This is a genomic window from Caulobacter segnis, assembly GCF_023935105.1.
GTDB lineage: Bacteria > Pseudomonadota > Alphaproteobacteria > Caulobacterales > Caulobacteraceae > Caulobacter > Caulobacter segnis_B.
Window position 1 is genome coordinate 3,098,288 of sequence record NZ_CP096040.1, and the last position, 19,967, is coordinate 3,118,254.

A 19,967-nucleotide genomic window follows, 5' to 3' on the forward strand; every position below is an offset into this window, starting at 1 on the left:
CTAGTTCCTCGCCGGCTTGGCCGGCACGACGGGAGCATCCCCGCCGGCGCGGTCGCGCTCGATCTGCCGCCACTTGGCGACGTTGGCGTTGTGCTGCTCCAGGGTGGAGGCGAACACGTGGCCGCCCGTGCCGTCGGCGACGAAGTAGAGATCGCCGCTCTTGGGCGGATTGAGCACCGCCGCCAGGGCCGCGCGGCCGGGATTGGCGATCGGCGTCGGCGGCAGGCCGTCGATCAGGTAGGTGTTGTACGGCGTCGGACGCTGCAGCTCCGACAGGCGGATGCCGCGCCCCAGCGGGCGACCACGCGAGATGCCGTAGATGATCGTCGGGTCCGAACCCAGGCGCATGCCGGTGCGCAGGCGGTTGACGAACACGGCGGCGACCTTGGGACGCTCTTCCGCCAGGCCGGTTTCTTTCTCGACGATCGAGGCCAGGGTGACGGCCTCTTCCTTGGTCCGGAACGGCAGGCCCGGCTGGCGGCTGGCCCACAACTCGTTCAGCAGGGCGTCGCGGTCGTCCATCATCCGCTTCAGGACGGCGGCGCGGTCCTCGCCGCGCTGGACCTCGTAGGTCTCGGGCAGGATGGAGCCTTCGGGCGGCGTCGCGGCGCTGCCGGTCAGCACGTCGGACGCGTTCAGGATGTCCATGACCATGTCCGAGGTTCGGCCCTCGGGAATGGTGATCCAGTGGCGGACGATGCGGCCATGACGGATGGCGTCCAGGACCTGGGCCATCGAGGCGCGCGACTTGAATTCGTATTCGCCGGCCTTCAGCGTCCGAGCCGCGCCGGTGACCTTGGCGGCGGTCATGAAGACCGACGAGGAGCGGATGACCCCGCCGCGCTCCAGGCTGGCGGCGATCTCGGGCAGGCTGGCGCCCTTGCGCAGGATCACGGTGGTCTTGTCGCCCGCGTTGGCGGCGGGCCCGGGGCCGTTATAGACGAAGACCGCGCCCAGAAGCGCGGCCACACCGATCACCACCAGGGTGGTGACCGCGCCCATCAGGGCGCGGGTCAGCCGCCGCCCGGCCGTGGCGGTCTCCCGACGGGAGGCCTTGCCTCGCGAGGGCGCTTTCCGGCGGGCGGGCGACGGCTTCTTGCTCACGATATCTTCTTGAACACGACCGAGGCGTTGGTGCCGCCGAAACCGAAGCTGTTGGACACGGCCACGTCGATCTTGTGCGGCACGGCCTTGTTCGGCGCCAGGTTCATGGCGACCTCGACGTCGGGGTTGTCGAGATTGATGGTCGGCGGGGCGATCTGGTCGCGGATCGCCAGGATCGAGAAGATCCCCTCGATCGCGCCGGCCGCGCCCAGCAGGTGGCCCGTCATCGACTTGGTCGAGGACATGACGACGTTCTTGGCGTGATCGCCCAGGAAACGTTCCACGGCGCCGGCCTCGAGGCCGTCGGCCATGGTCGAGGTGCCGTGGGCGTTGACGTAGTCGATGTCGGAGGGCTTCAGACCCGCGTCCTTGACCGCCGCCGACAGGGCGCGGAAGCCGCCTTCGCCGTCTTCCGACGGGGCGGTGATGTGGTGGGCGTCGCCTGACAGGCCGTAGCCGACCACCTCGGCGTAGATCTTGGCCCCACGCGCCTTGGCGTGCTCGTACTCTTCCAGCACCAGGACACCGGCACCCTCGCCCATGACGAAGCCGTCGCGGTCCTTATCATAGGGGCGCGAGGCCTTCTCGGGCGTGTCGTTGAACGCCGTAGCCATGGCGCGGCAGGCGATGAAGCCGGCGACGCCGACCTTGCAGACGGCTGCTTCGGCGCCGCCGGCGACCATCACGTCGGCGTCGCCGTACTTGATCAGGCGCATGGCGTCGCCGATGGCGTGAGCGCCGGTGGCGCAAGCCGTCACGACCGCGTGGTTGGGGCCCTTGAAGCCGTACTTGATCGAGACCTGGCCCGAGATCAGGTTGATCAGGGCCGAGGAGATGAAGAACGGGCTGACCCGGCGGGGGCCCTTGGCCTCCAGCTCGATGGCGGTGTCGGCGATCGTCGACAGGCCGCCGATGCCCGAGCCCAGGATGACGCCGGTGCGCCACTTGTCCTCGTCGGTCTGGGGAACCCAGCCCGAATCCTTGATCGCCTCGTCGGCGGCGGCGATGCCGTAGAGAATGAAGTCGTCCACGCGCTTCTGGTCGCGCGGGCTCATGGTCTGGTCGGGATCGAAGGAGCCCTCGATATCCGGACCGCCGCCGCCGCGACCATCGACGCGCGGCACCTCGCAGGCGACCTGACAGGCATAGTCGGTCGGATCGAAGGCGGTGATGCGGTTCGCGCCCGACTTGCCGGCGAGGATGTTCTTCCAGGTGACATCAACGCCCTGGCCCAGAGGGGTCAGCAGGCCGATACCCGTGACAACGACTCTACGCATGGATCACTCCCAAACCTTCGGCGCGGAGCGCGGTATCTGGGGACTCCCTCGATACAACGCCAGCCGCGAATCTCGGCCTCAAACGAAAACCGCCGCGCGCACGATGGCAAGAGCCCGTGCGACGCGGCGGAAATGGTCAGGTTCGCTCGGGCGAACTCGACGCCTTTTAGGCGGTCTTTTCCGTGATGAACTTCACGGCGTCGCCAACCGTCTGGATGTGCTCGGCGGCGTCGTCCGGGATTTCGATGTCGAACTCTTCTTCGAACGCCATCACCAGCTCGACGTTGTCGAGGCTGTCGGCGCCCAGGTCGTCGATGAAGGAAGCCTTCTCGGTGACCTTCTCGGGATCGGCATCCAGGTGTTCGATGACGATCTTACGCACGCGCTCGAGAATGTCGGACATTCTGTTCAGTCCCTCGTTATGAAATTTCGGCCCACGAACAGCGAGGCAGAACCGCCGCTATCCGCAGGAATTGTCGGGCACCGCCTATCACGTTCCTTTTCGGCTTACTAGCGGGTCGCCGAAAGGAACTGGGCGGTGTCAGATCATGGCCATGCCGCCGTTGACGTGCAAGGTCTGACCGGTGACGTAACCGGCCTGATCGCTGGCCAGATAAACGCAGGCGGCGGCGATATCGCTCCCCTCGCCCAGTTTTCCGGCCGGAATGGTCGACAGGATGCCGGCCTTCTGCTGCTCGTTCAGGGCGTCGGTCATCGGGCTGGCGATGAAGCCGGGGGCGACGCAGTTGACGGTCACGCCACGGCTGGCCAGCTCCTGGGCCAGGGCCTTGGAGAAGCCGATCATGCCGGCCTTGGAGGCCGCGTAGTTGGTCTGGCCGGGATTGCCCGTGACGCCCACCACCGAGGTGATGCCGATGATGCGGCCGGCGCGGCGCTTCATCATGCCCTTGGCGGCCGCGCGGGCCAGGCGGAAATAGCCTTCCAGGTTGACCTTGATGACGGTCTCCCAGTCCTCGTCCTTCATGCGGACGATCAGGCCATCGCGGGTGATGCCGGCATTGGCGATCACGATGTCCAGCGGCGCGCCGGCGGCTTCCTCGGCCTTGCCGACCAGGCCGTCGACCTGCTCGGCGTCCGAGAGATTGGCCACGACGGTCGAAACGCGTTCGCCCAGTTCGGACTTCAGCTCGGCCAGAGCCGATTCGCGGGTGCCCGAGAGGACGACGTGAGCGCCCTGGGCGTGCAGGGCGCGGGCGATGGCGCCGCCGATGCCGCCGGTGGCGCCGGTGACGAGAGCGGTCTTGCCGGTCAGATCGAACATGTGTCGGTCTTCCTTCGAATTAGAGCGGCTCTTTTCAGAGCGATTGGGCGAACGCTTCGAGGTCCGCCGGGGTGTTGAGCGGGGTCGCCTCGGCGTCCGGGGCGATGCGCTTGGCCATGCCCGAGAGCACCTTGCCGGCGCCGGCCTCGGCGAAACGCGTGACGCCGCCGTCCGTGGCCAGCCAGGTCATGCTCTCGCGCCAGCGGACGCGGCCGGTGACCTGCTCGACCAGCAGCTTGCGGATGACGTCCGGATCGTGGACCGGGGCGGCGGTGATGTTGGCGACCAGCGGCGTGCGCGGGGCGATGATCGTCGTCTTCGAGAGGGCGTCAGCCATCTCGTCGGCGGCGGGCTGCATCAGCGGGCAGTGGAAGGGCGCGGAAACGTTCAGCGGGATGGCCCGCGCGCCCAGCTCCTTGGCCTTCTCGATGGCCTTGTCGACGGCGGCCTTGGCGCCCGAGATCACGACATTGCCGTTGTTGTTGTCGTTGGCCACGACGCAGACGCCGACTTCCGAGCCGGCGGCCGCGGCCGCTTCGGCCAGAGCCAGATCCGTCTTCGGCCCGATCAGCGAGGCCATCGCGCCCTCGCCCACCGGCACGGCGCGCTGCATCGCCTGGCCGCGCAGCTTCAGCAGGCGCGCGGTGTCGGCCAGGCTGATGGCGCCGGCGGCGGCCAGGGCCGAGTATTCGCCCAGGCTGTGGCCGGCCACGAAGGCGGCCTTGTCGATCCCGATGCCGAAGCCCTTCTCCAGCACGCGGGTCACGGCCAGGCTGACGGCCATCAGGGCCGGCTGGGCGTTCTCGGTCAGGGTCAGGTCGCCCTCGGGACCTTCCTTCATCAAGGCGAACAGCTTCTGGCCCAGGGCGTCGTCGACTTCCTGGAACACCTCGCGCGCGGTCCCGAAGGCCTCGGCGAGATCGACGCCCATGCCGACCGACTGGCTGCCCTGGCCCGGGAAAATGAAGGCGATGCTCATGGAAGCCCGCTCCGTCCTTTAGAGATTCAAGGCCGGGAGGGTTAGGCCAAAGGGCGCCAGGCGGCAAGTCGCCCCCACTTCCCCCGCGCCGCGGTCACCCCAGCCAGGGGCCTCCAGGCGGTCCCCAGCCCCAAACCGGCATGGGCGGATCGCCTTCCGGCTCGGGAACGCCTTCGGCCGAATTGATCACCGCCAGGCGCGTTCCCCACTCGAGATAGCCGACGAAGGCGGCGCGGAACTCCGGGTCGTCCGGCAGGCCCACGGCGTCGGCGGTTTCGAGCATCAGGGCGACCCAGGCGCGGCGCTGCTCCTGGGTGAGATGCCGACCCATATGCTTGCGGATCATCGCGGCGTGGCCGCCGCCGGCCTCGGTATAGGCCTTGGGCCCGCCGAACACTTCGCCGACGAAGGCCGCGACATGCTGGGCGTGATGCGGATCCATGTGCGCGAAGACCGGCGCCAGGGCCGGATGGTTCGGAACCCTGGCGTAGAAGGTCTCGAACAGCGCCTTCAGCTTGTCGGGACCACCCGCCCACTCGGCGAGAGTCGGAACGTTCGCGTCGCTTGCCGCCATGTTTTCCCGCTTAGCTCCCCACAGCAGGTAACGACGAAGGTAGCAGTTTGGAAGATCGAAGAATGGGGTTATCCAAGACGGGACCATAAACATCCTCCCCCGCAGGAGCTTTTCGATGTCCCGTCTGCTCGTGGCCGCCACCGCGCTCGCCCTGGTCGCCGCCTCTCCCGCCCTCGCCGCCCTGAAGGTCGGCGACAAGGCCCCCGATTTCGACGCCAAGGCCGCCCTGGCCGGCAAGGACTTCGACTTCAAGCTCTCCAAGGCTCTGAAGAAGGGCCCGGTGGTGCTTTACTTCTTCCCCGCCGCCTACACGTCCGGCTGCACGGCCGAAGCGCACGAGTTCGCCGAGGCCACGCCCGAGTTCGAGAAGCTGGGCGCGACGGTGATCGGCGTGACGGCCGGCAATGTCGACCGCATCAAGGATTTCTCCAAGGAGCACTGCCGCGACAAGTTCGCGGTGGCCGCCGCCGACAAGGCGCTGATCAAGAGCTACGATGTGGCGATGATGGTGAAGCCCGACTGGTCCAACCGCACCTCGTACGTGATCGCCCCCAACGGCAAGATCCTGATGTCGTACACCGACGGCAACTTCGCGGGCCACGTCACCCAGACCATGGACGCCGTGAAGGCCTACAAGGCCAAGAAGTAGCGAGCGTTTTTGGGTTTCAACCAGCCGCGCGGCTTGAGGGTCGCGCGGCGCGCGGGAGATGATCGCCCATGATCGATCCCGCCCATATCGACCTCTCTGGTGTTGAACTCGGCTTGAGAGGCGTCGCGATCGGCGCCTTTACCGCCACCGGCGTCTCGCTGGCCGCGAGTCGCAAGATGACGCCGACCCGCTGGGTCGGCGTACTGTTGATGGCCTGCGCCATCGCCCACGCTTTCGAGAGCCACTTCTACTACACCACGCGCCTGCACATGAGCCTCCTGACCTGGATGCTCAGTTCGATGGCCGCCGGCGTGTTCTGGCTGTTCTGTTCGGTGCTGTTCGAGGACGAGCCGAAGATCCCGGCCTGGCGCTTCGCCGTGCCCGGGCTGGCGTTGGCGCTCTGGCTGCCCGGCGCATTTCTGCCGCCATCTCCAGCCCGGGCGATCGCCTGGTGGATCTTCGCCGCCTCTTCGCTGGTGATCCACATCCACATCCTGCTGATGACCTGGCGGGGATGGCGCATCGACCTCATCGAACGGCGACGCCATCTTCGCGCTCCGATCGCGGCCGCAGCAACCGGCTACATGCTGGTCCAGACCTTATGCGACTTCGGTCTGGGCAAGGGGCCCGTCCTCCCCAGCCTCATCCAGGCCGTCGCCCTGGCCGCCCTGGGCGTCGGTTCGGCCCTGGCGCTGCTGCGCGCCGAGCCGGTGCTGGTCCAGGCCGCTCCCGCCGTCGGCGAGGCGCCCGCGCCCAAGCCCACCGAGACCCTGGACCTTACCCCCGCCGACCGCCTGGTTCTGGCGCGCCTGGACAAGGCCATGAACGAGAACGAGGTTTGGCGTGGCGAGGACCTGTCGATCGTGACCTTGGCCGCCCTGGTCGGCGCGCCCGAGCACCGGCTGCGCAAGCTGATCAACGGCACGCTGGGCCATCGCAACTTCGCCGACTACGTCAACGGCCGGCGGATCGAAGCGGCCAAGATCGCCCTGGCCGACCCCGAACAGGCGCTGAAGTCTGTCTCGACCATCGCCTATGAGCTGGGCTTCGCCTCGCTGGGACCGTTCAACCGGGCCTTCCGCGCCGTCACGGGCGTCACCCCGACCGCCTGGCGCCAGGACGTCACGCCGCCGCACCCGCACCTGCGGCTGGTCGAAACCGGCGAAGGCGCGCCGAAAGCCGACAAGCGGGCCTGATTTCGCGAACGGCGAGACGGTCTGGCGGCCGATCCTTTGTCCTGAGGCTCTCTCACCACCAGGAGCCCGAGATGCTCGACACCCTTATCCCCTTCGCCCACAACTGGCTCGGCGCCATGCAGGTCGATGTCACCCGCTACGTGATTTTCTCGGTCGGCGTCTGGCTGGCCCTGTGGGTCGTGCTGGCCGCGCCGCTGGCCGGCCGCAAGATCCGCGACAGCCGGCCCGCCGCGCGTCAGCTGCTGATCGAGTTCCTGACCTCGATCCGCTCGATCGCCATCTTCTCGACCGTGGGCCTGCTAACCTTCGCCCTCTTCCGCGCCGGCTGGCTGCCGGGGCCCTACATCGCCAAGGGCTGGGGCCCGGTGTGGTTCTGGACCAGCCTTGTCCTGATGATCGTCGCCCACGACGCCTGGTTCTACTGGACGCACCGGCTGATCCACGATCGGCGGCTGTTCCGGCGCTTCCACCGGCGGCACCACCGGTCGAACAACCCCTCGCCGTTCACCGCCTACAGCTTCGACCTGGGCGAGGCGTTCATCAACGGCGTGTTCGTGCCGCTATGGATGATCCTGGTCCCGACCCAGTGGCCGGTGGTGGGGCTTTTCATGCTGCACCAGATCGTCCGCAACACGATCGGCCATTCGGGCTATGAGCTGTTCCCCGCCCGCAAGGACGGCCGGCCGCTGATCCCGTGGCTGACGACCGTGACCCACCACGACCTGCACCACGCCCAGGCCGGCTGGAACTATGGCCTGTACTTCACCTGGTGGGACAAGCTGATGGCCACCGAGAACCCGAACTATCTGAAGCGCTTCGCCGAGGTCACGGCCAAGACGCAAAAAGGCGGCAAGGGCCGCAAGCTGGAGACTACCAGCTCGCCTTCACCAGCTTGACCATGGCGCGGGCGTCCTGCAGGCGCCATTCGTCGCGGGCGTTGACGCCCCGGACGTTGGCGCCGCGCAGGCTGACCGTGATCTCGGCCGGGATGTCGAAGGGCCGCGTCAGGCTCAGGTCGATGCCTTCGTTCCCGGTCGAGCCGCCGCCGAAGGCGATCGAGCCGATCGGCTTGCCGTCCAGGGTCAGGGACGAGCGGAGGTTGGCGCGGGCCACCGGCACCTTGTCCGGCACGGCGACGGCCTGGCTGGCGTCCATATCCATCGAGAAGCGGATGTAGTTGGCGCGCGGCAGCAGGCCGAAGCCGAACATCCGCGACATCGACGAACGCAGCTTGGCTTCATTCTGATTCCACGAAGCCCCGAGGGCCATCGAGCGCTCGCCCAGCCGATCGTCGTCGGGTTTGCGCGACAGGTTCAGATCGAAGTCATAGGTCGGATTGTCGAGCATGCCCGACGACTTGACCGTCAAGGCCACCTTCTCGCTGTCGGTCGATAGATCCAGCGGCAAGGCGGCCGAATAACCGGTGAAGCGACCTTCGTAGGCCGAGACTGAAGTGACGGGCTTTTGGACGACGACCTCGGCGCACGCCGGCGCGGCGACGGCGGCGGCCGCCGCGAACACGATGACAAGGCGTGTCGCGATCCCCATGCCCGCCTGCTAGCACAAGTGGCCGGAGGGATGAACCCCTGCACGCGCGCGATTTGTATGACGGATCGGGATCCGCCCGTCTTGCAGGCAAAAACCCCATGCGGCTTGCCTTTCGCCCCCATCTTCTGTAAGAGCGCGCGTTCTCACGGAAGGCGGTCTTGCACGCACCCATCCGGGACCGGGGTTTCCCCGCTCGGCGTGCCGGATCCATCGTGGTCGACGGACTTCCGTCGTCGTCCGCGCCGCCTTCCACAACGGAAGAAGGAAAACATGGCCCTCTACGAACACGTGGTCATCGCGCGGCAGGACATCTCGCCGCAACAGGCCGAAGCTCTGAACGAGCAACTGAAGACCCTCCTGGAAGAAAATGGCGGCCACATCGCCAAGATCGAGTACTGGGGTCTGCGCAATCTCACCTACCGCATCAAGAAGAACCGCAAGGGTCACTATTCCCTGCTCGCGATCGACGCCCCGGCGCCGGCCGTGAAGGAAATGGAACGCCAGCTGCTGATCAACGAAGATGTGCTGCGCTTCATGACCATCCGCGTCGAAGAGCTGGATCTCGAGCTGTCGCCGGTTCTGGCGCGTCGCGACCGCGGCGATCGTCCGGAGCGTCCGCGCGACGACTTCGGCGCTCAGCCGCAAGCGTAAGGGAGAAATAGATCATGACCGATACGACTGCTCCCGAAGCCGGCGCCGCTCCGGCCGCCGCCGCTGGCGGCGCTCGCCGCCCGTTCTTCCGTCGCCGCAAGGTTTGCCCGTTCTCGGGCGCCAACGCGCCGAAGATCGACTACAAGGACGTGAAGCTGCTGCAGCGTTACGTTTCCGAACGCGGCAAGATCGTGCCGTCGCGCATCACCGCGGTGTCGGCCAAGAAGCAACGCGAACTGGCCAAGGCCATCAAGCGCGCCCGCTTCCTGGCTCTGCTCCCCTACGTCGTGAAGTAAGGGAGACACCACGATGAAAGTCATTCTGCTCGAACGCGTCGAAGGCACCGGCGTCCTGGGTGACGAAGTCACCGTGAAGGACGGCTTCGCCCGTAACTTCCTGCTGCCCCGCGGCAAGGCCCTGCGCGCCACCAAGGCGAACCTGGCCACCTTCGAAGCTCAGCGCGCTGAGATCGAAGCCCGCAACGTGAAGAACCGCGAAGCCGCCGGCAAGAACGGTGAATCGCTGGACGGCACCCAATACGTCCTGATCCGTCAGGCTGGCGAAAGCGGCCAGCTGTACGGTTCGGTCGCGGGCCGCGACGTCGCCGACGCCATCAAGGCCGAAGGCGGCAAGGTCGACCGCTCGATGATCGTGCTGGACAAGCCGATCAAGACGCTGGGCGTCCACGAAGTGAAGGTGAAGCTGCACGCCGAAGTGACCATCACGGTCACCCTGAACATCGCGCGCAGCCAAGACGAAGCCGAGCGCCAAGCGCGCGGCGAGAACGTCATCAACTCGCAATTCGAAGAAGATCGCGCCGCCGAGGCCGAAGCCGCCCAAGACATGGCGGAAGGCGGCGCCGGCTCGTTCGAAGGCGACCACTACGAAGCCTAACTCCTTCCGGAGTCGGAGCTTTTCCAATGAGAACGGCGCGGAGCGATCCGCGCCGTTTTTTTTCTGTCTCGACGCGTAGAAATGCTCAGCTTGTGTGCAAGTAGACGAAATCCCATCTTCGGTCGGGGGCGATGAAGACCCCCGCCTCGGGGCGCGAGGACGCATGTCCGAAGCCCCGGCCACGAGAGGGGATTTCTCATGCGTTACAGAAGCTTGTTGCTGGCCGCCGCCTCGCTGACGGCCTTCGCCGCCACCGCCCACGCCCAGACCGCCGCGCCGGCGGCTGACGATTCCACGGTCGAGCAGATCGTCGTCACCGGCACCCGCGTCGCGCGCTCGCGCCTGGACACCGTCTCGCCGGTCGACGTCGTCGACAGCAAGGCGCTGACCCGCCAGGGCACGCCCGAACTGGCCCAGGCCCTGGCCAACCTGGCGCCGTCCATCGACTTCCCGCGTCCGGCCGTGACCGACGGCACCGACTCGGTGCGCCCGGCCACCCTGCGCGGCCTGGCCCCCGACCAGACGCTGGTGCTGCTGAACGGTCACCGGGCCCACACCTCGGCCCTGGTCAACATCAACGGCTCGATCGGCCGTGGCTCGGCCCCGTTCGACCTGAACACCATCCCCACGGCCGCCCTGTCGAGCGTCGAAATCCTGCGGGAAGGCGCGGCGGCCCAGTACGGCTCGGACGCCATCGCCGGCGTCATCAACCTGCGCCTGCGCGAGGCCAGCAGCGGCGGCGGCGCCACCGCCAGCTACGGCGTCTATCACACCACCATCAAGACCACCCGCAACACCGCCGGCCGCAAGGCCGACGACGGTCCCGTCTACAGCGCGTCGCTGTGGCAAGGCTTCGCCCTGCCCAACGACGGCTTCCTGACCGTCACGGGCGAGTATTCGTACCGCAACCCGACCAACCGTTCGGACCTCGACCCCCGCGTCACGCCCAACATGGTCACCGGCGTCTACGGCGACCCGCAGGTCGAGACCAAGACCATCTACGCCAACTTCGGCCTGCCGCTGAACGAGGCCTGGAAGCTGTACGGCCTGGCCGGCTACCAGAACCGCAAGGGTGAGAGCGCGGCCTTCCCGCGCCTGGCCGACAACGCCAACAACTACATCTCGGTCTATCCGAGCGGCTATGTGCCGAAGATCACCACCGACATCGACGACTACAACCTGGCCTTCGGCGCCAAGGGCGATGTCGCCGGCTTCACGGTCGACGCGGCGGTGAACTACGGGAACAACAAGGTCGAGTACGGGACGATCAACTCCCTGAACGCCTCGCTGGGCCCGTCGTCGCCGACGCGGTTTAAGGACGGCTCGATGCAGTACGGCCAGTGGGTGGCCTCGCTGGACATCACCCACCCGCTGGAGCTGTTCAACTTCGCCAAGCCCAGCACCCTGGCGTTCGGCGCCGAATACCGGGACGAGAGCTACAAGATCCGCGCCGGCGAGACGGCCTCGTGGACCAACGGCGGCAACGGCAAGGGCGCTGGCGCCCAAGGCTTCCCGGGCTTCCGTCCCAGCAATGAGGTCGACGTCAGCCGCAACTCCAAGAGCCTGTATGTCGATCTCGACAACCAGATCACAGACAAGTTCGACGTCGATCTGGCCGTCCGCTACGAGGACTACTCGGACTTCGGGTCGACCACGACCGGCAAGATCGCCGCGCGCTACGACCTGACCGACAGCTTCGCCGTTCGCGGCGCCTACTCGTCGGGCTTCCGCGCCCCGGCCCTGCAACAGCAGTACTTCACCACCACGTCGATCAACATCATCGGCGGCGCGGCGGTGGATGTCGGCACCTTCCCCGCCACCAGCGCCACCGCCAGAGCGCTGGGGGCCAAGCCGCTGGAGCCTGAAAAGTCCAAGAACTACTCGTTCGGCGCGGTCTTCCACAAAGGCCCGTTCGAGCTGACCGTCGACGCCTATCAGATCGACATCGACAACCGGATCGTACTCTCGGAGAACATCCAGGGCTCGGCCACCGGCACGGCCACGCAGCAGGCGATCTACGGCCTGCTCCAGCCGTTCGGCGTCACCACGGCGCGCTTCTTCATCAACGGCGTCGACACCAAGACCAAGGGCGTCGACATCGTGGGGCGCTATCGTCTGGACGCCGACGAGGCCGGACGCTTCGACCTGACCCTTGCGGCCAATTTCAACGACACCGAAGTCACCCGCGTGCCGACCACCAGCACGCTGTCTTCCCTGCCCGTCCCGCCGGCCCTGTTCGCCCGCGTCAACGTGGCGACCTTCGAGGAAGGCACGCCGGACAAGAAGTTCGTGGCCTCCGGCGACTGGTCGAACGGTCCGTGGGGGGCCACCCTGAAGGGCGCCTTCTACGGCTCGGTGCTGGTGCCCAACGCGACCCAGACGCTGGACTACCGCACCGGCGACAAGACGGTCTGGGACCTGGAAGGCCGCTACACCTTCGCCCAGAAGGTCACGTGGGCCGTGGGCGTGAACAACCTGTTCGACGAATATCCGAACCGGGCTCCGGCGGCGGTCAACACGACCGGCGTGGTCGGCTTCCCCAGCTTCTCGCCGTTCGGCTTCAACGGCCGCTTCCTCTACACGCGCCTGGCTTATAACTGGTAGTTATCCACAGGCTTCACAGGCCGCAAACGTTTGGGCGCGGAGAGCGATCTCCGCGCCCTTTCCTTTGCCTGCTCACGTCAGAAACGGACGCCCCGAAAGGCCCGTGCGCTTGCACTCTTGGTAACTCAAAACATACACAGAACATCCCCGTTCATCTGAGTCGCCGGGCCAACTCGCCCGCGCGTCCGAACCGCCGTCGCGTTAATTTCCTCCGATGTCTCTCGTTCCCGCGCTCGACCTCGTTCTCCCAGGCCTACCCGAGCCCACGATCAACGTGGCGCCGCACAACATGGAAGCCGAGCAGGCCCTGCTCGGGATCCTGCTGTACGACAACGCCGCGTACGAACGCCTGACCGACAGCCTGCAGGCCCGCTGCTTCTACGAGCCCTTCCACCAGCGCCTGTTCCAGGCGATCGAAACCCACGTCCGCAAGGGTCAGCTGGCCGAGCCGATCCTGCTGGCCGACGAGTTCAAGGCCGACGCCGCGTTCGAGGAACTGGGCGGCCTGCGCTACTTGGCCGACCTGGTCGATCGCGCCCCGCCCGCCGCCAACGCCGGCGACTACGCCCGGGTGATCTTCGACCTCTCCTTGCGCCGTGAGCTGATCCGCATCGGCGGCGACATCGCCACGGCCGCCCAAGGCGTCGCCGAGGTGAAGGACGGGGAAAAGAAGACCGCTCGCGACCAGATCGAGGCGGCCGAACAGCAGCTGTACAGCCTGGCCGAAAGCGGCACCGCCTCGTCGGGCTTCGTTTCGTTCGGCGACGCCCTGCGCGGCGCGGTCGAGATGACCGCCGAGGCCTATAGCCGCGAAGGCGGCATGTCGGGCGTTTCGACCGACCTGATCGACCTGGACCAAAAGATCGGCGGCCTGCACCCGTCCGACTTGATCGTGCTTGCCGGCCGTCCGTCGATGGGCAAGACCGCGCTGGCGACCAACATCGCCTTCAACATCGCCAAGAAATACGCTTACGAAATCCAGCCCGACGGGACCAAGAAGACCGTCCAGGGCGGAGTCGTGGCCTTCTACTCGCTGGAAATGAGCGCCGAGCAGCTGGCCCTGCGTATGCTGGCCGACGCCTCCGGCGTGTCGGGCGACAAGCTCCGCAAGGGCGAGATCGACGCCAGCGAGTTCGGCCGGGTTCGCGACGCGGCCATGGAGCTGCAGGAAGCGCCGCTGTTCATCGACGCCACCGGCGGCATCTCGATCGCCAAGCTGACCGCCAGGGCGCGCCGCTTGAAGCGCCAGCACGGCCTGGACCTGGTCGTGGTCGACTACCTGCAGCTGGTCACCGGCTCGGACCTGTCGTCCAACGCCAGCCGCGTGCAGGAGGTCTCGCAGATCACCATGGGCCTGAAGGCCTTGGCCAAGGAACTGGCCTGCCCCGTCATCGCCCTCTCGCAGCTGTCGCGTCAGGTCGAACAGCGCGACGACAAGCGACCCCAGCTGTCCGACCTTCGCGAATCCGGTTCGATCGAGCAGGACGCCGACATGGTCTGGTTCGTGTACCGCGAGGCCTACTATGTCGGCCGCGCCGAGCCGCGCGAAGGCACGCCCGAGCACCTGACCTGGCAGGAGGACATGGACCGCCTGCACGGCCTGGCCGAGGTGATCATCGCCAAGCAGCGTCACGGTCCCATCGGCACCGTGCGCCTGTCGTTCAACAGCGACACCACCCGCTTCGGCAACCTGGCCCGCGACCACTACTTCGCCCAGGCCCGGAACATCCCGTCGGACGAGTAGGTCCTTCGCGGGGCGCGGTTTGACACCCGCGTCCTCCGCGCGCCACGGTCGGCGCCTCGCCCTTCAGCCCGACGAGTCGCATGGACTTTAGCCCCCTGCCCACCACCAGCCTGGTCGGCGCCTTCCTGCTGGCGTTTCCGGCGCTGTTCTCGATCGTCAATCCGGTCGGCGCCTCGCTGATCTTCCATCAGGCGATGGCCGGACGTTCGCGCGAGGAACGGCGAGGACTGGCGCGCCAGATCGGCTTCTACGCCTTCCTCGTGCTGCTGGGGTCGCTGCTGCTGGGCGGCTACATCCTGAACTTCTTCGGCGTCAGCCTGGGCGCCTTGCGCGTGGCCGGGGGCCTGGTCGTGGCGATCCGCGCCTGGGGCCTCCTGATGGATCCTCAACAGAACGAGGACCGCAAGACCAGCCAGACCGAGACCGCCCAGACGCACGAAGACGTCGCCTTCTTTCCGCTAACCATGCCGTTCACAACCGGCCCCGGCTCGATCTCGGTAGCGATCGCCCTGTCGTCCCAGCGTCCGACCGAGGGCGCGGCGGTGGCGCCGTTCTTCGTCGGCGCGAGCCTGGCCGCCGCGCTGGTCGCGGTGATGGTCTGGATCTTCTACAGCGCTTCGGGCCGGGTCATGCGCCTGTTGGGCCCGTCGGGGGCACGGGTGCTGTCGCGGCTGGTCGCCTTTCTGCTGCTGTGCATCGGCGTCCAGATCATCGCCTCGGGGGCCGAGAACCTGGTGGCCAAGTTCATGGCCTCGCACCATGGTTAAATTATTGAACGGCAAGGCCGCGTCCGCTACCCCGTCCGCGTGACCGAAGCCCGCCTCATCCTCGACCTCGACGCCCTGGCCGCCAACTACTGGGCGCTGCGAAAGCGCGCGGGCGACACCGAGCTCGCGCCGGCGGTCAAGGCCGACGGCTATGGTCTGGGCGCGCCCGAGATCGCCGACCGCCTGTGGCTCGAAGGCGCGCGCAGCTTCTACGTCGCCCGGCTTTCGGAGGGCGTCGCCCTGCGCCGCGCTCTGGGCGACCGCGACGCGACCATCTATGTCCTGGACGGCGCCACGCCCGGCTCGGGCGATACGCTGGAGGGCGCGGGCCTGATCCCGGTGCTCAACAGCCTGCCGCAGATCGAAGCCTGGAACGCCCAGGCCCGCGCGGGTCGGCTGAAGGCGGCGCTGCACGTCGACACCGGCATGAACCGCCTGGGCCTGCGTCCGGAGGAGGTCAAGGTTCTGGTCGGCGCGACCGATCGCCTGAGGCGCCTGGATCTGGATCTGGTCATCAGCCACCTGGCCTGCGCCGACACGCCGGACAGCCCGATGAGCGCCCACCAGCTGGCGCGCTTCGAGGAGGCCACCGCCCTGCTGCCCGGCGCCCGCCGCAGCTTGGCCAATTCCGCCGGCCTGTTCCTGGGCGAGGCCTATCGCTTCGACCAAGCGCGCCCGGGCATCAGCCTGTATGGCGGCGGCCCCGAAGGCGTTCCCCATCCCGAGATCTGCGCGGTCGCCACGGTCGAGGCCCCGATCCTGCAGGTCCGGGTCGTGCCACGGGGCGAGAGCGTCGGTTACGGCGCCGGCTGGACCGCGCCCGACACCACCCGCGTCGCGATCGTGGCGGCCGGCTACGCCGACGGCGTGCCGCGCGCCAGCCATCCGAATGGCCAGGCCTGGTTCGACGGCGCCCGGCGCCGACTGCTGGGCCGCGTCTCCATGGACCTGCTGGCCATCGACATCACCGACTGCGACGCCGCCCGACCGGGCGCGATGGTCGAGCTGTTCGGCCGGAACCTGCCGATCGACGAGGCCGCCACCGCCGCCGGCACCTCGGCCTACGAGCTGCTGACCCGCATCGCGCCGCGGGCGCGCCGTGTCGTGGTCGGCCGCTAGCGCCCGCCTCTCGGCTGCGTCCGGCTTTGGCGCACCGGGCCGCCAGCCTGTACTCTCCCGACATTCGAGAATCAGGAGACCCCATGGCCCGCGACGGCGCCGTCTACGCCTGCCAGTCCTGCGGCGCGGTCCAGACCAAGTGGTCCGGCCAGTGTCCCGCCTGCCAAAGCTGGAACACGCTGGTCGAGGAGGCCGGCGCCAGGCCGCCGGGCGCGCTGGCGACGACCAAGGCGACGCGGGTGCGCGGCCTGCAGTTCACCGGGCTGGAGAGCGACACCGCCCCGCCCCCGCGCATCCTGACCGGCGTCGACGAGTTCGACCGGGTCTGTGGCGGTGGCGTGGTGCCAGGCTCGGCCCTGCTGATCGGCGGCGACCCCGGCGTGGGCAAGTCGACCCTGCTGCTGCAGGTCTGCGCCAGCGCCGCCCTGCGCGGCGTCTCCTGCGCCTACATCTCTGGCGAGGAAGCCGTCGAGCAGATCCGTGGCCGCGCCGATCGCATGGGGCTCGCGAAAGCCAATGTCAGCCTGGCCGCCGAGACCTCGCTGCGCGACATCCTCGATGGCCTGAAGCGCGACAACTTCGATCTCGTCGTCATTGACTCGATCCAGACCCTGTGGAGCGACGCCCACGAAGCTGGGCCCGGCACGGTCACCCAGGTCCGCGCCTGCGCCACCGAGCTGGTCCGCCTGGCCAAGAAGAAAGGCGTGGCGATCCTGCTGGTCGGCCACGTCACCAAGGACGGCCAGATCGCCGGCCCGCGCGTGGTCGAGCACCTCGTGGACGCCGTGCTCAGCTTCGAAGGCGAGCGTGGCTATCCGTTCCGCATTCTGCGCGGGGCCAAGAACCGCTTCGGAGCCACCGACGAGATCGGCGTCTTCGAGATGGGCGACGTCGGCCTTCGCGAGGTCAAGAACCCCTCGGCCCTTTTCCTGAACGAGGGCGGCGAGCGCGCGGCGGGCGCGGCGGTGTTCGCCGGCATCGAGGGCAGCCGGCCCGTCCTGGTGGAATTCCAGGCCCTGGTCGCGCCTTCCGCGTACGGAACGCCAAGACGCGCCGTGGTCGGATGGGATTCCGGACGCCTGGCCATGGTGTTGGCCGTACTCGAGGCCCGATGCGGCCTTGGTTTTGGCGACAAGGACGTCTATCTGAACGTCGCCGGCGGCCTGCGCATCACGGAACCGGCGGCGGATCTCGCGGCGGCGGCGGCCTTGGCCTCCTCCGCCCTGGACGTCGCCCTGCCCCAGGACTGCGTCGTGTTCGGCGAGCTCAGCCTGTCGGGCGAAGTACGGCCCGTCAGCCGGATGGAGACGCGTTTGAAGGAAGCCGCGAAATTGGGATTTGGCCGGGCGCTGGGACCGCTCGCCGGCCTGCCTGAGGGCGGCGGCGCCTTGCCCGTGGCCGGCGTGGCGCGCCTGACCGACGCGGTCCGTCGCATCGGCGACGAGATCTGGACGAGCCTGACGTGACGCCTTTCGACATCATCGCCGGCCTGCTGCTGCTGGTGTCCGGCGTCACCGGCTGGGTGCGCGGCGCCTCACGCGAGCTGACTTCGGCCCTGTCGTTCATCTTCGCCGCCGCCATCGCCCTGTTTGGCCTGCGGATCAGTGGGCCGATCTTCCGCAAGCTCATGGATCCCGACTGGGCGGCGACGGGCGCGGCGGTGCTGGTGGTCTTCGTCGTCTTCTTCCTGATTTTCCGCCTGATCGGCGGTCGCCTGACCGAAAGTCTGCAACAGAGCTCGGCCGGCATGCTGGACCGCGCGATCGGCGCGACCTTCGGCGCGATCCGGGCCTGCGTGGTCCTGGGCGTCTTCAACCTGCTGCTGCACCTGGCGACGCCGCCGGACCGCATGCCGCACTGGGTGAAAGACTCGATGTTCTACCCCCTGTCCGAGGCCAGCGGCCAGGTGCTGAAGGTCTTCGCGCCCAAGGGCAAGGCGTTGGCCGGCAAGCTGGCCCCCGCGATCAAGGAAGCCGTCCATGAGGGCGGCGACAATACGTCCGGCGAGAAATCGTCGGGAAAAGGCTATGATGAGAACCAGCGTCGGCAAATGGACGACCTGGTGGAGAAATCGCGATGACCTTCCTGGGCCAGTCGACCGACCGGTACTCCTCCACGCCGTTCCGGGATCCAGAGGACGACACGCTACGCCTCGAATGCGGCGTGTTCGGTGTCTTCGGCGTCCGTGACGCCGCCGCCATCGCCGCTCTGGGCCTGCACGCCCTGCAGCACCGGGGCCAGGAAGCCTGCGGCATCGCCGCGTTCGACGGCAACCGCTTCCACACTGAACGCCACATGGGCCACGTCGGCGACGCCTTCACCGGCTCGGATCTGGTGCAGCGCCTGCCCGGAAGCCTGGCCATCGGCCACACGCGCTACTCGACGGCCGGCGGCAGCGGCATCCGCAACGTCCAGCCGATGTTCGCCGACCTGGAGACGGGCGGGGTCGCCATCGCCCACAACGGCAACCTGACCAACTTCCTGACCCTGCGAGAGCGCCTGGTGCAGGAAGGCGCGATCTTCCAGTCGACCTCGGATTCGGAAGTGATCCTCCACCTGATCGCCCGCTCGCGGAAAGCCAAGATCGTCGACCGCTTCATCGACGCGGTCGGGCAGATCGAAGGCGGTTATGCGCTCGTGGCCATCACCAACAAGAAGATGATCGGCCTGCGCGATCCGCTGGGCATCCGCCCGCTGGTGCTGGGCGACCTAGACGGCAAGCCGGTCCTGGCGTCCGAGACCTGCGCGCTGGACATGATCGGCGCCCGCTTCGTGCGCGACATCGAGCACGGCGAAATGGTGGTGATCGAGGAAACCGGCATCACTTCGACTAAGCCGTTCCAAACCAAGGCTGCGCGTCCCTGCGTCTTCGAATATGTCTACTTCGCCCGTCCCGACAGCGTCGTGAACGGCCGCTCGGTCTATGGCGTGCGCAAGCGCATGGGCCGCAACCTGGCCAAGGAAACCGGCGTCGAAGCCGACGTCGTGGTGCCGGTGCCGGACTCGGGCGTGCCGGCCGCCTTGGGCTACGCGCAGGAAAGCGGCCTGCCGTTCGAGATGGGCATCATCCGCAATCACTATGTGGGCCGCACCTTCATCCAGCCGACCCAAGGTGTTCGTGAACTGGGCGTGCGCATGAAGCACAGCCCCAACCGCGCCATTCTGGCCGGCAAGCGCGTGGTGCTGATCGACGACTCGATCGTGCGCGGCACCACCTCGTTGAAGATCGTCCGCATGGTCCGCGAGGCCGGCGCCAAGGAGGTGCACCTCCGCTCGGCCAGTCCGCCGATCAAGTGGCCCGACTTCTACGGCATCGACATGCCCGAGCGTGAACAGCTGCTGGCGGCCAACAAGTCGCTGGAAGAGATGGCCAAGTTCCTGGAAGTGGACAGCCTGGGCTTCCTGTCGGTCGAGGGCCTGTACGACGCCCTGGAGGCCGGTCCGCGCGATCCCGCCGCCCCGCAGTTCACCGATCACTACTTCACCGGCGACTATCCGACCCGCCTGACGGACCGCGAGATCGCAGAAGGCCGCAACGAAACCAACGACAAGCAGCTGTCGCTGCTGGTCAGCGCCTAA

The 19,967-nt window shown here is 67.7% G+C and carries 20 protein-coding genes; 13 read left to right on the plus strand and 7 right to left on the minus strand.

What is annotated here, in order from left to right; all coding sequences use genetic code 11:
• The 6 genes from mltG to MZV50_RS14635 all read right to left on the minus strand — a co-directional run bounded on the left by mltG (position 1) and on the right by MZV50_RS14635 (position 5,216).
• The gene (gene mltG / locus MZV50_RS14610) at positions 1-1,104 is read right to left on the minus strand and encodes an endolytic transglycosylase MltG (protein WP_252629900.1); all 1,104 of its coding nucleotides are present in this window, start codon (positions 1,102-1,104) and stop codon (positions 1-3) included.
• Complete coding sequence (gene fabF, locus MZV50_RS14615; RefSeq protein ID WP_252629902.1) at positions 1,101-2,381, minus strand: beta-ketoacyl-ACP synthase II; 1,281 nt, start codon at positions 2,379-2,381, stop codon at positions 1,101-1,103. Before fabF ends, mltG begins: the two co-directional genes overlap by 4 nt.
• Positions 2,382-2,547: 166 nt before the next feature.
• Positions 2,548-2,784, minus strand: coding sequence for an acyl carrier protein (locus MZV50_RS14620; RefSeq protein WP_004615098.1), 237 nt, complete (start codon positions 2,782-2,784; stop codon positions 2,548-2,550).
• A gap of 138 nt (positions 2,785-2,922) precedes the next feature.
• Entirely contained in the window at positions 2,923-3,663 is a 741-nt protein-coding gene (gene fabG / locus MZV50_RS14625; protein WP_252629904.1) for a 3-oxoacyl-[acyl-carrier-protein] reductase, read from the minus strand.
• Between the two features lie 34 nt (positions 3,664-3,697).
• Positions 3,698-4,642 carry an ACP S-malonyltransferase gene (gene fabD, locus MZV50_RS14630; RefSeq protein WP_252629905.1) on the minus strand — a complete coding sequence of 315 codons (945 nt, stop codon included), beginning with the start codon at positions 4,640-4,642 and terminating at the stop codon, positions 3,698-3,700.
• A 94-nt stretch (positions 4,643-4,736) separates the two neighbouring features.
• Positions 4,737-5,216 carry a group II truncated hemoglobin gene (locus tag MZV50_RS14635; protein ID WP_252629907.1) on the minus strand — a complete coding sequence of 160 codons (480 nt, stop codon included), beginning with the start codon at positions 5,214-5,216 and terminating at the stop codon, positions 4,737-4,739.
• A 115-nt stretch (positions 5,217-5,331) separates the two neighbouring features.
• Between MZV50_RS14635 and MZV50_RS14640 the strand changes: the two genes are divergently transcribed.
• From MZV50_RS14640 to MZV50_RS14650, 3 genes are all read left to right on the plus strand, one after another.
• Positions 5,332-5,865 carry a peroxiredoxin gene (locus tag MZV50_RS14640; RefSeq protein WP_252629909.1) on the plus strand — a complete coding sequence of 178 codons (534 nt, stop codon included), beginning with the start codon at positions 5,332-5,334 and terminating at the stop codon, positions 5,863-5,865.
• 68 nt (positions 5,866-5,933) lie between these two features.
• Positions 5,934-7,061, plus strand: coding sequence for a helix-turn-helix domain-containing protein (locus MZV50_RS14645; protein ID WP_252629910.1), 1,128 nt, complete (start codon positions 5,934-5,936; stop codon positions 7,059-7,061).
• A gap of 71 nt (positions 7,062-7,132) precedes the next feature.
• Positions 7,133-7,957, plus strand: a complete 825-nt coding sequence (locus MZV50_RS14650) for a sterol desaturase family protein (RefSeq protein ID WP_252629911.1) — start codon at positions 7,133-7,135, stop codon at positions 7,955-7,957.
• Here the strand turns inward: MZV50_RS14650 and MZV50_RS14655 are convergent.
• Positions 7,932-8,609: a hypothetical protein gene (locus MZV50_RS14655; protein WP_252629912.1), complete on the minus strand. Its 678-nt coding sequence runs from the start codon at positions 8,607-8,609 to the stop codon at positions 7,932-7,934. The genes MZV50_RS14650 and MZV50_RS14655 overlap by 26 nt on opposite strands.
• A 270-nt stretch (positions 8,610-8,879) precedes the next feature.
• Between MZV50_RS14655 and rpsF the strand changes: the two genes are divergently transcribed.
• From rpsF to purF, 10 genes are all read left to right on the plus strand, one after another.
• A complete protein-coding gene (gene rpsF / locus MZV50_RS14660; RefSeq protein WP_252629913.1) occupies positions 8,880-9,260 on the plus strand; it encodes a 30S ribosomal protein S6 in 381 nt (126 codons plus the stop codon).
• A 14-nt stretch (positions 9,261-9,274) separates the two neighbouring features.
• A complete protein-coding gene (gene rpsR / locus MZV50_RS14665) occupies positions 9,275-9,556 on the plus strand; it encodes a 30S ribosomal protein S18 (RefSeq protein WP_172271605.1) in 282 nt (93 codons plus the stop codon).
• Between the two features lie 13 nt (positions 9,557-9,569).
• Positions 9,570-10,154 (plus strand): 50S ribosomal protein L9, encoded by a 585-nt coding sequence (gene rplI, locus MZV50_RS14670; RefSeq protein WP_252629914.1) that lies wholly within the window; start codon positions 9,570-9,572, stop codon positions 10,152-10,154.
• A gap of 198 nt (positions 10,155-10,352) precedes the next feature.
• Positions 10,353-12,758, plus strand: coding sequence for a TonB-dependent receptor plug domain-containing protein (locus MZV50_RS14675; protein WP_252629915.1), 2,406 nt, complete (start codon positions 10,353-10,355; stop codon positions 12,756-12,758).
• A gap of 214 nt (positions 12,759-12,972) precedes the next feature.
• Positions 12,973-14,502 (plus strand): replicative DNA helicase, encoded by a 1,530-nt coding sequence (locus MZV50_RS14680; protein WP_252629916.1) that lies wholly within the window; start codon positions 12,973-12,975, stop codon positions 14,500-14,502.
• Between the two features lie 80 nt (positions 14,503-14,582).
• On the plus strand, positions 14,583-15,269 hold the full coding sequence (locus MZV50_RS14685) for a MarC family protein (RefSeq protein WP_252629917.1): 687 nt from the start codon (positions 14,583-14,585) through the stop codon (positions 15,267-15,269).
• A 39-nt stretch (positions 15,270-15,308) separates the two neighbouring features.
• A complete protein-coding gene (alr, locus tag MZV50_RS14690) occupies positions 15,309-16,388 on the plus strand; it encodes an alanine racemase (protein ID WP_252629919.1) in 1,080 nt (359 codons plus the stop codon).
• A gap of 83 nt (positions 16,389-16,471) precedes the next feature.
• On the plus strand, positions 16,472-17,854 hold the full coding sequence (radA, locus tag MZV50_RS14695; protein WP_252629920.1) for a DNA repair protein RadA: 1,383 nt from the start codon (positions 16,472-16,474) through the stop codon (positions 17,852-17,854).
• Positions 17,851-18,468, plus strand: coding sequence for a CvpA family protein (locus MZV50_RS14700; protein WP_252629921.1), 618 nt, complete (start codon positions 17,851-17,853; stop codon positions 18,466-18,468). Before radA ends, MZV50_RS14700 begins: the two co-directional genes overlap by 4 nt.
• Positions 18,465-19,967, plus strand: coding sequence for an amidophosphoribosyltransferase (gene purF, locus MZV50_RS14705; protein WP_252629922.1), 1,503 nt, complete (start codon positions 18,465-18,467; stop codon positions 19,965-19,967). Before MZV50_RS14700 ends, purF begins: the two co-directional genes overlap by 4 nt.

Bases quoted from the DNA above. Each gene is read 5' to 3' on its own strand.
- fabF (WP_252629902.1), bottom strand. From the start codon at position 2,381: ATGCGTAGAGTCGTTGTCACGGGTATCGGCCTGCTGACCCCTCTGGGC.
- MZV50_RS14620 (WP_004615098.1), bottom strand. From the start codon at position 2,784: ATGTCCGACATTCTCGAGCGCGTGCGTAAGATCGTCATCGAACACCTG.
- fabG (WP_252629904.1), bottom strand. From the start codon at position 3,663: ATGTTCGATCTGACCGGCAAGACCGCTCTCGTCACCGGCGCCACCGGC.
- fabD (WP_252629905.1), bottom strand. From the start codon at position 4,642: ATGAGCATCGCCTTCATTTTCCCGGGCCAGGGCAGCCAGTCGGTCGGC.
- MZV50_RS14635 (WP_252629907.1), bottom strand. From the start codon at position 5,216: ATGGCGGCAAGCGACGCGAACGTTCCGACTCTCGCCGAGTGGGCGGGT.
- MZV50_RS14640 (WP_252629909.1), top strand. From the start codon at position 5,332: ATGTCCCGTCTGCTCGTGGCCGCCACCGCGCTCGCCCTGGTCGCCGCC.
- MZV50_RS14645 (WP_252629910.1), top strand. From the start codon at position 5,934: ATGATCGATCCCGCCCATATCGACCTCTCTGGTGTTGAACTCGGCTTG.
- MZV50_RS14650 (WP_252629911.1), top strand. From the start codon at position 7,133: ATGCTCGACACCCTTATCCCCTTCGCCCACAACTGGCTCGGCGCCATG.
- MZV50_RS14655 (WP_252629912.1), bottom strand. From the start codon at position 8,609: ATGGGGATCGCGACACGCCTTGTCATCGTGTTCGCGGCGGCCGCCGCC.
- rpsF (WP_252629913.1), top strand. From the start codon at position 8,880: ATGGCCCTCTACGAACACGTGGTCATCGCGCGGCAGGACATCTCGCCG.
- rpsR (WP_172271605.1), top strand. From the start codon at position 9,275: ATGACCGATACGACTGCTCCCGAAGCCGGCGCCGCTCCGGCCGCCGCC.
- rplI (WP_252629914.1), top strand. From the start codon at position 9,570: ATGAAAGTCATTCTGCTCGAACGCGTCGAAGGCACCGGCGTCCTGGGT.
- MZV50_RS14675 (WP_252629915.1), top strand. From the start codon at position 10,353: ATGCGTTACAGAAGCTTGTTGCTGGCCGCCGCCTCGCTGACGGCCTTC.
- MZV50_RS14680 (WP_252629916.1), top strand. From the start codon at position 12,973: ATGTCTCTCGTTCCCGCGCTCGACCTCGTTCTCCCAGGCCTACCCGAG.
- MZV50_RS14685 (WP_252629917.1), top strand. From the start codon at position 14,583: ATGGACTTTAGCCCCCTGCCCACCACCAGCCTGGTCGGCGCCTTCCTG.
- radA (WP_252629920.1), top strand. From the start codon at position 16,472: ATGGCCCGCGACGGCGCCGTCTACGCCTGCCAGTCCTGCGGCGCGGTC.
- purF (WP_252629922.1), top strand. From the start codon at position 18,465: ATGACCTTCCTGGGCCAGTCGACCGACCGGTACTCCTCCACGCCGTTC.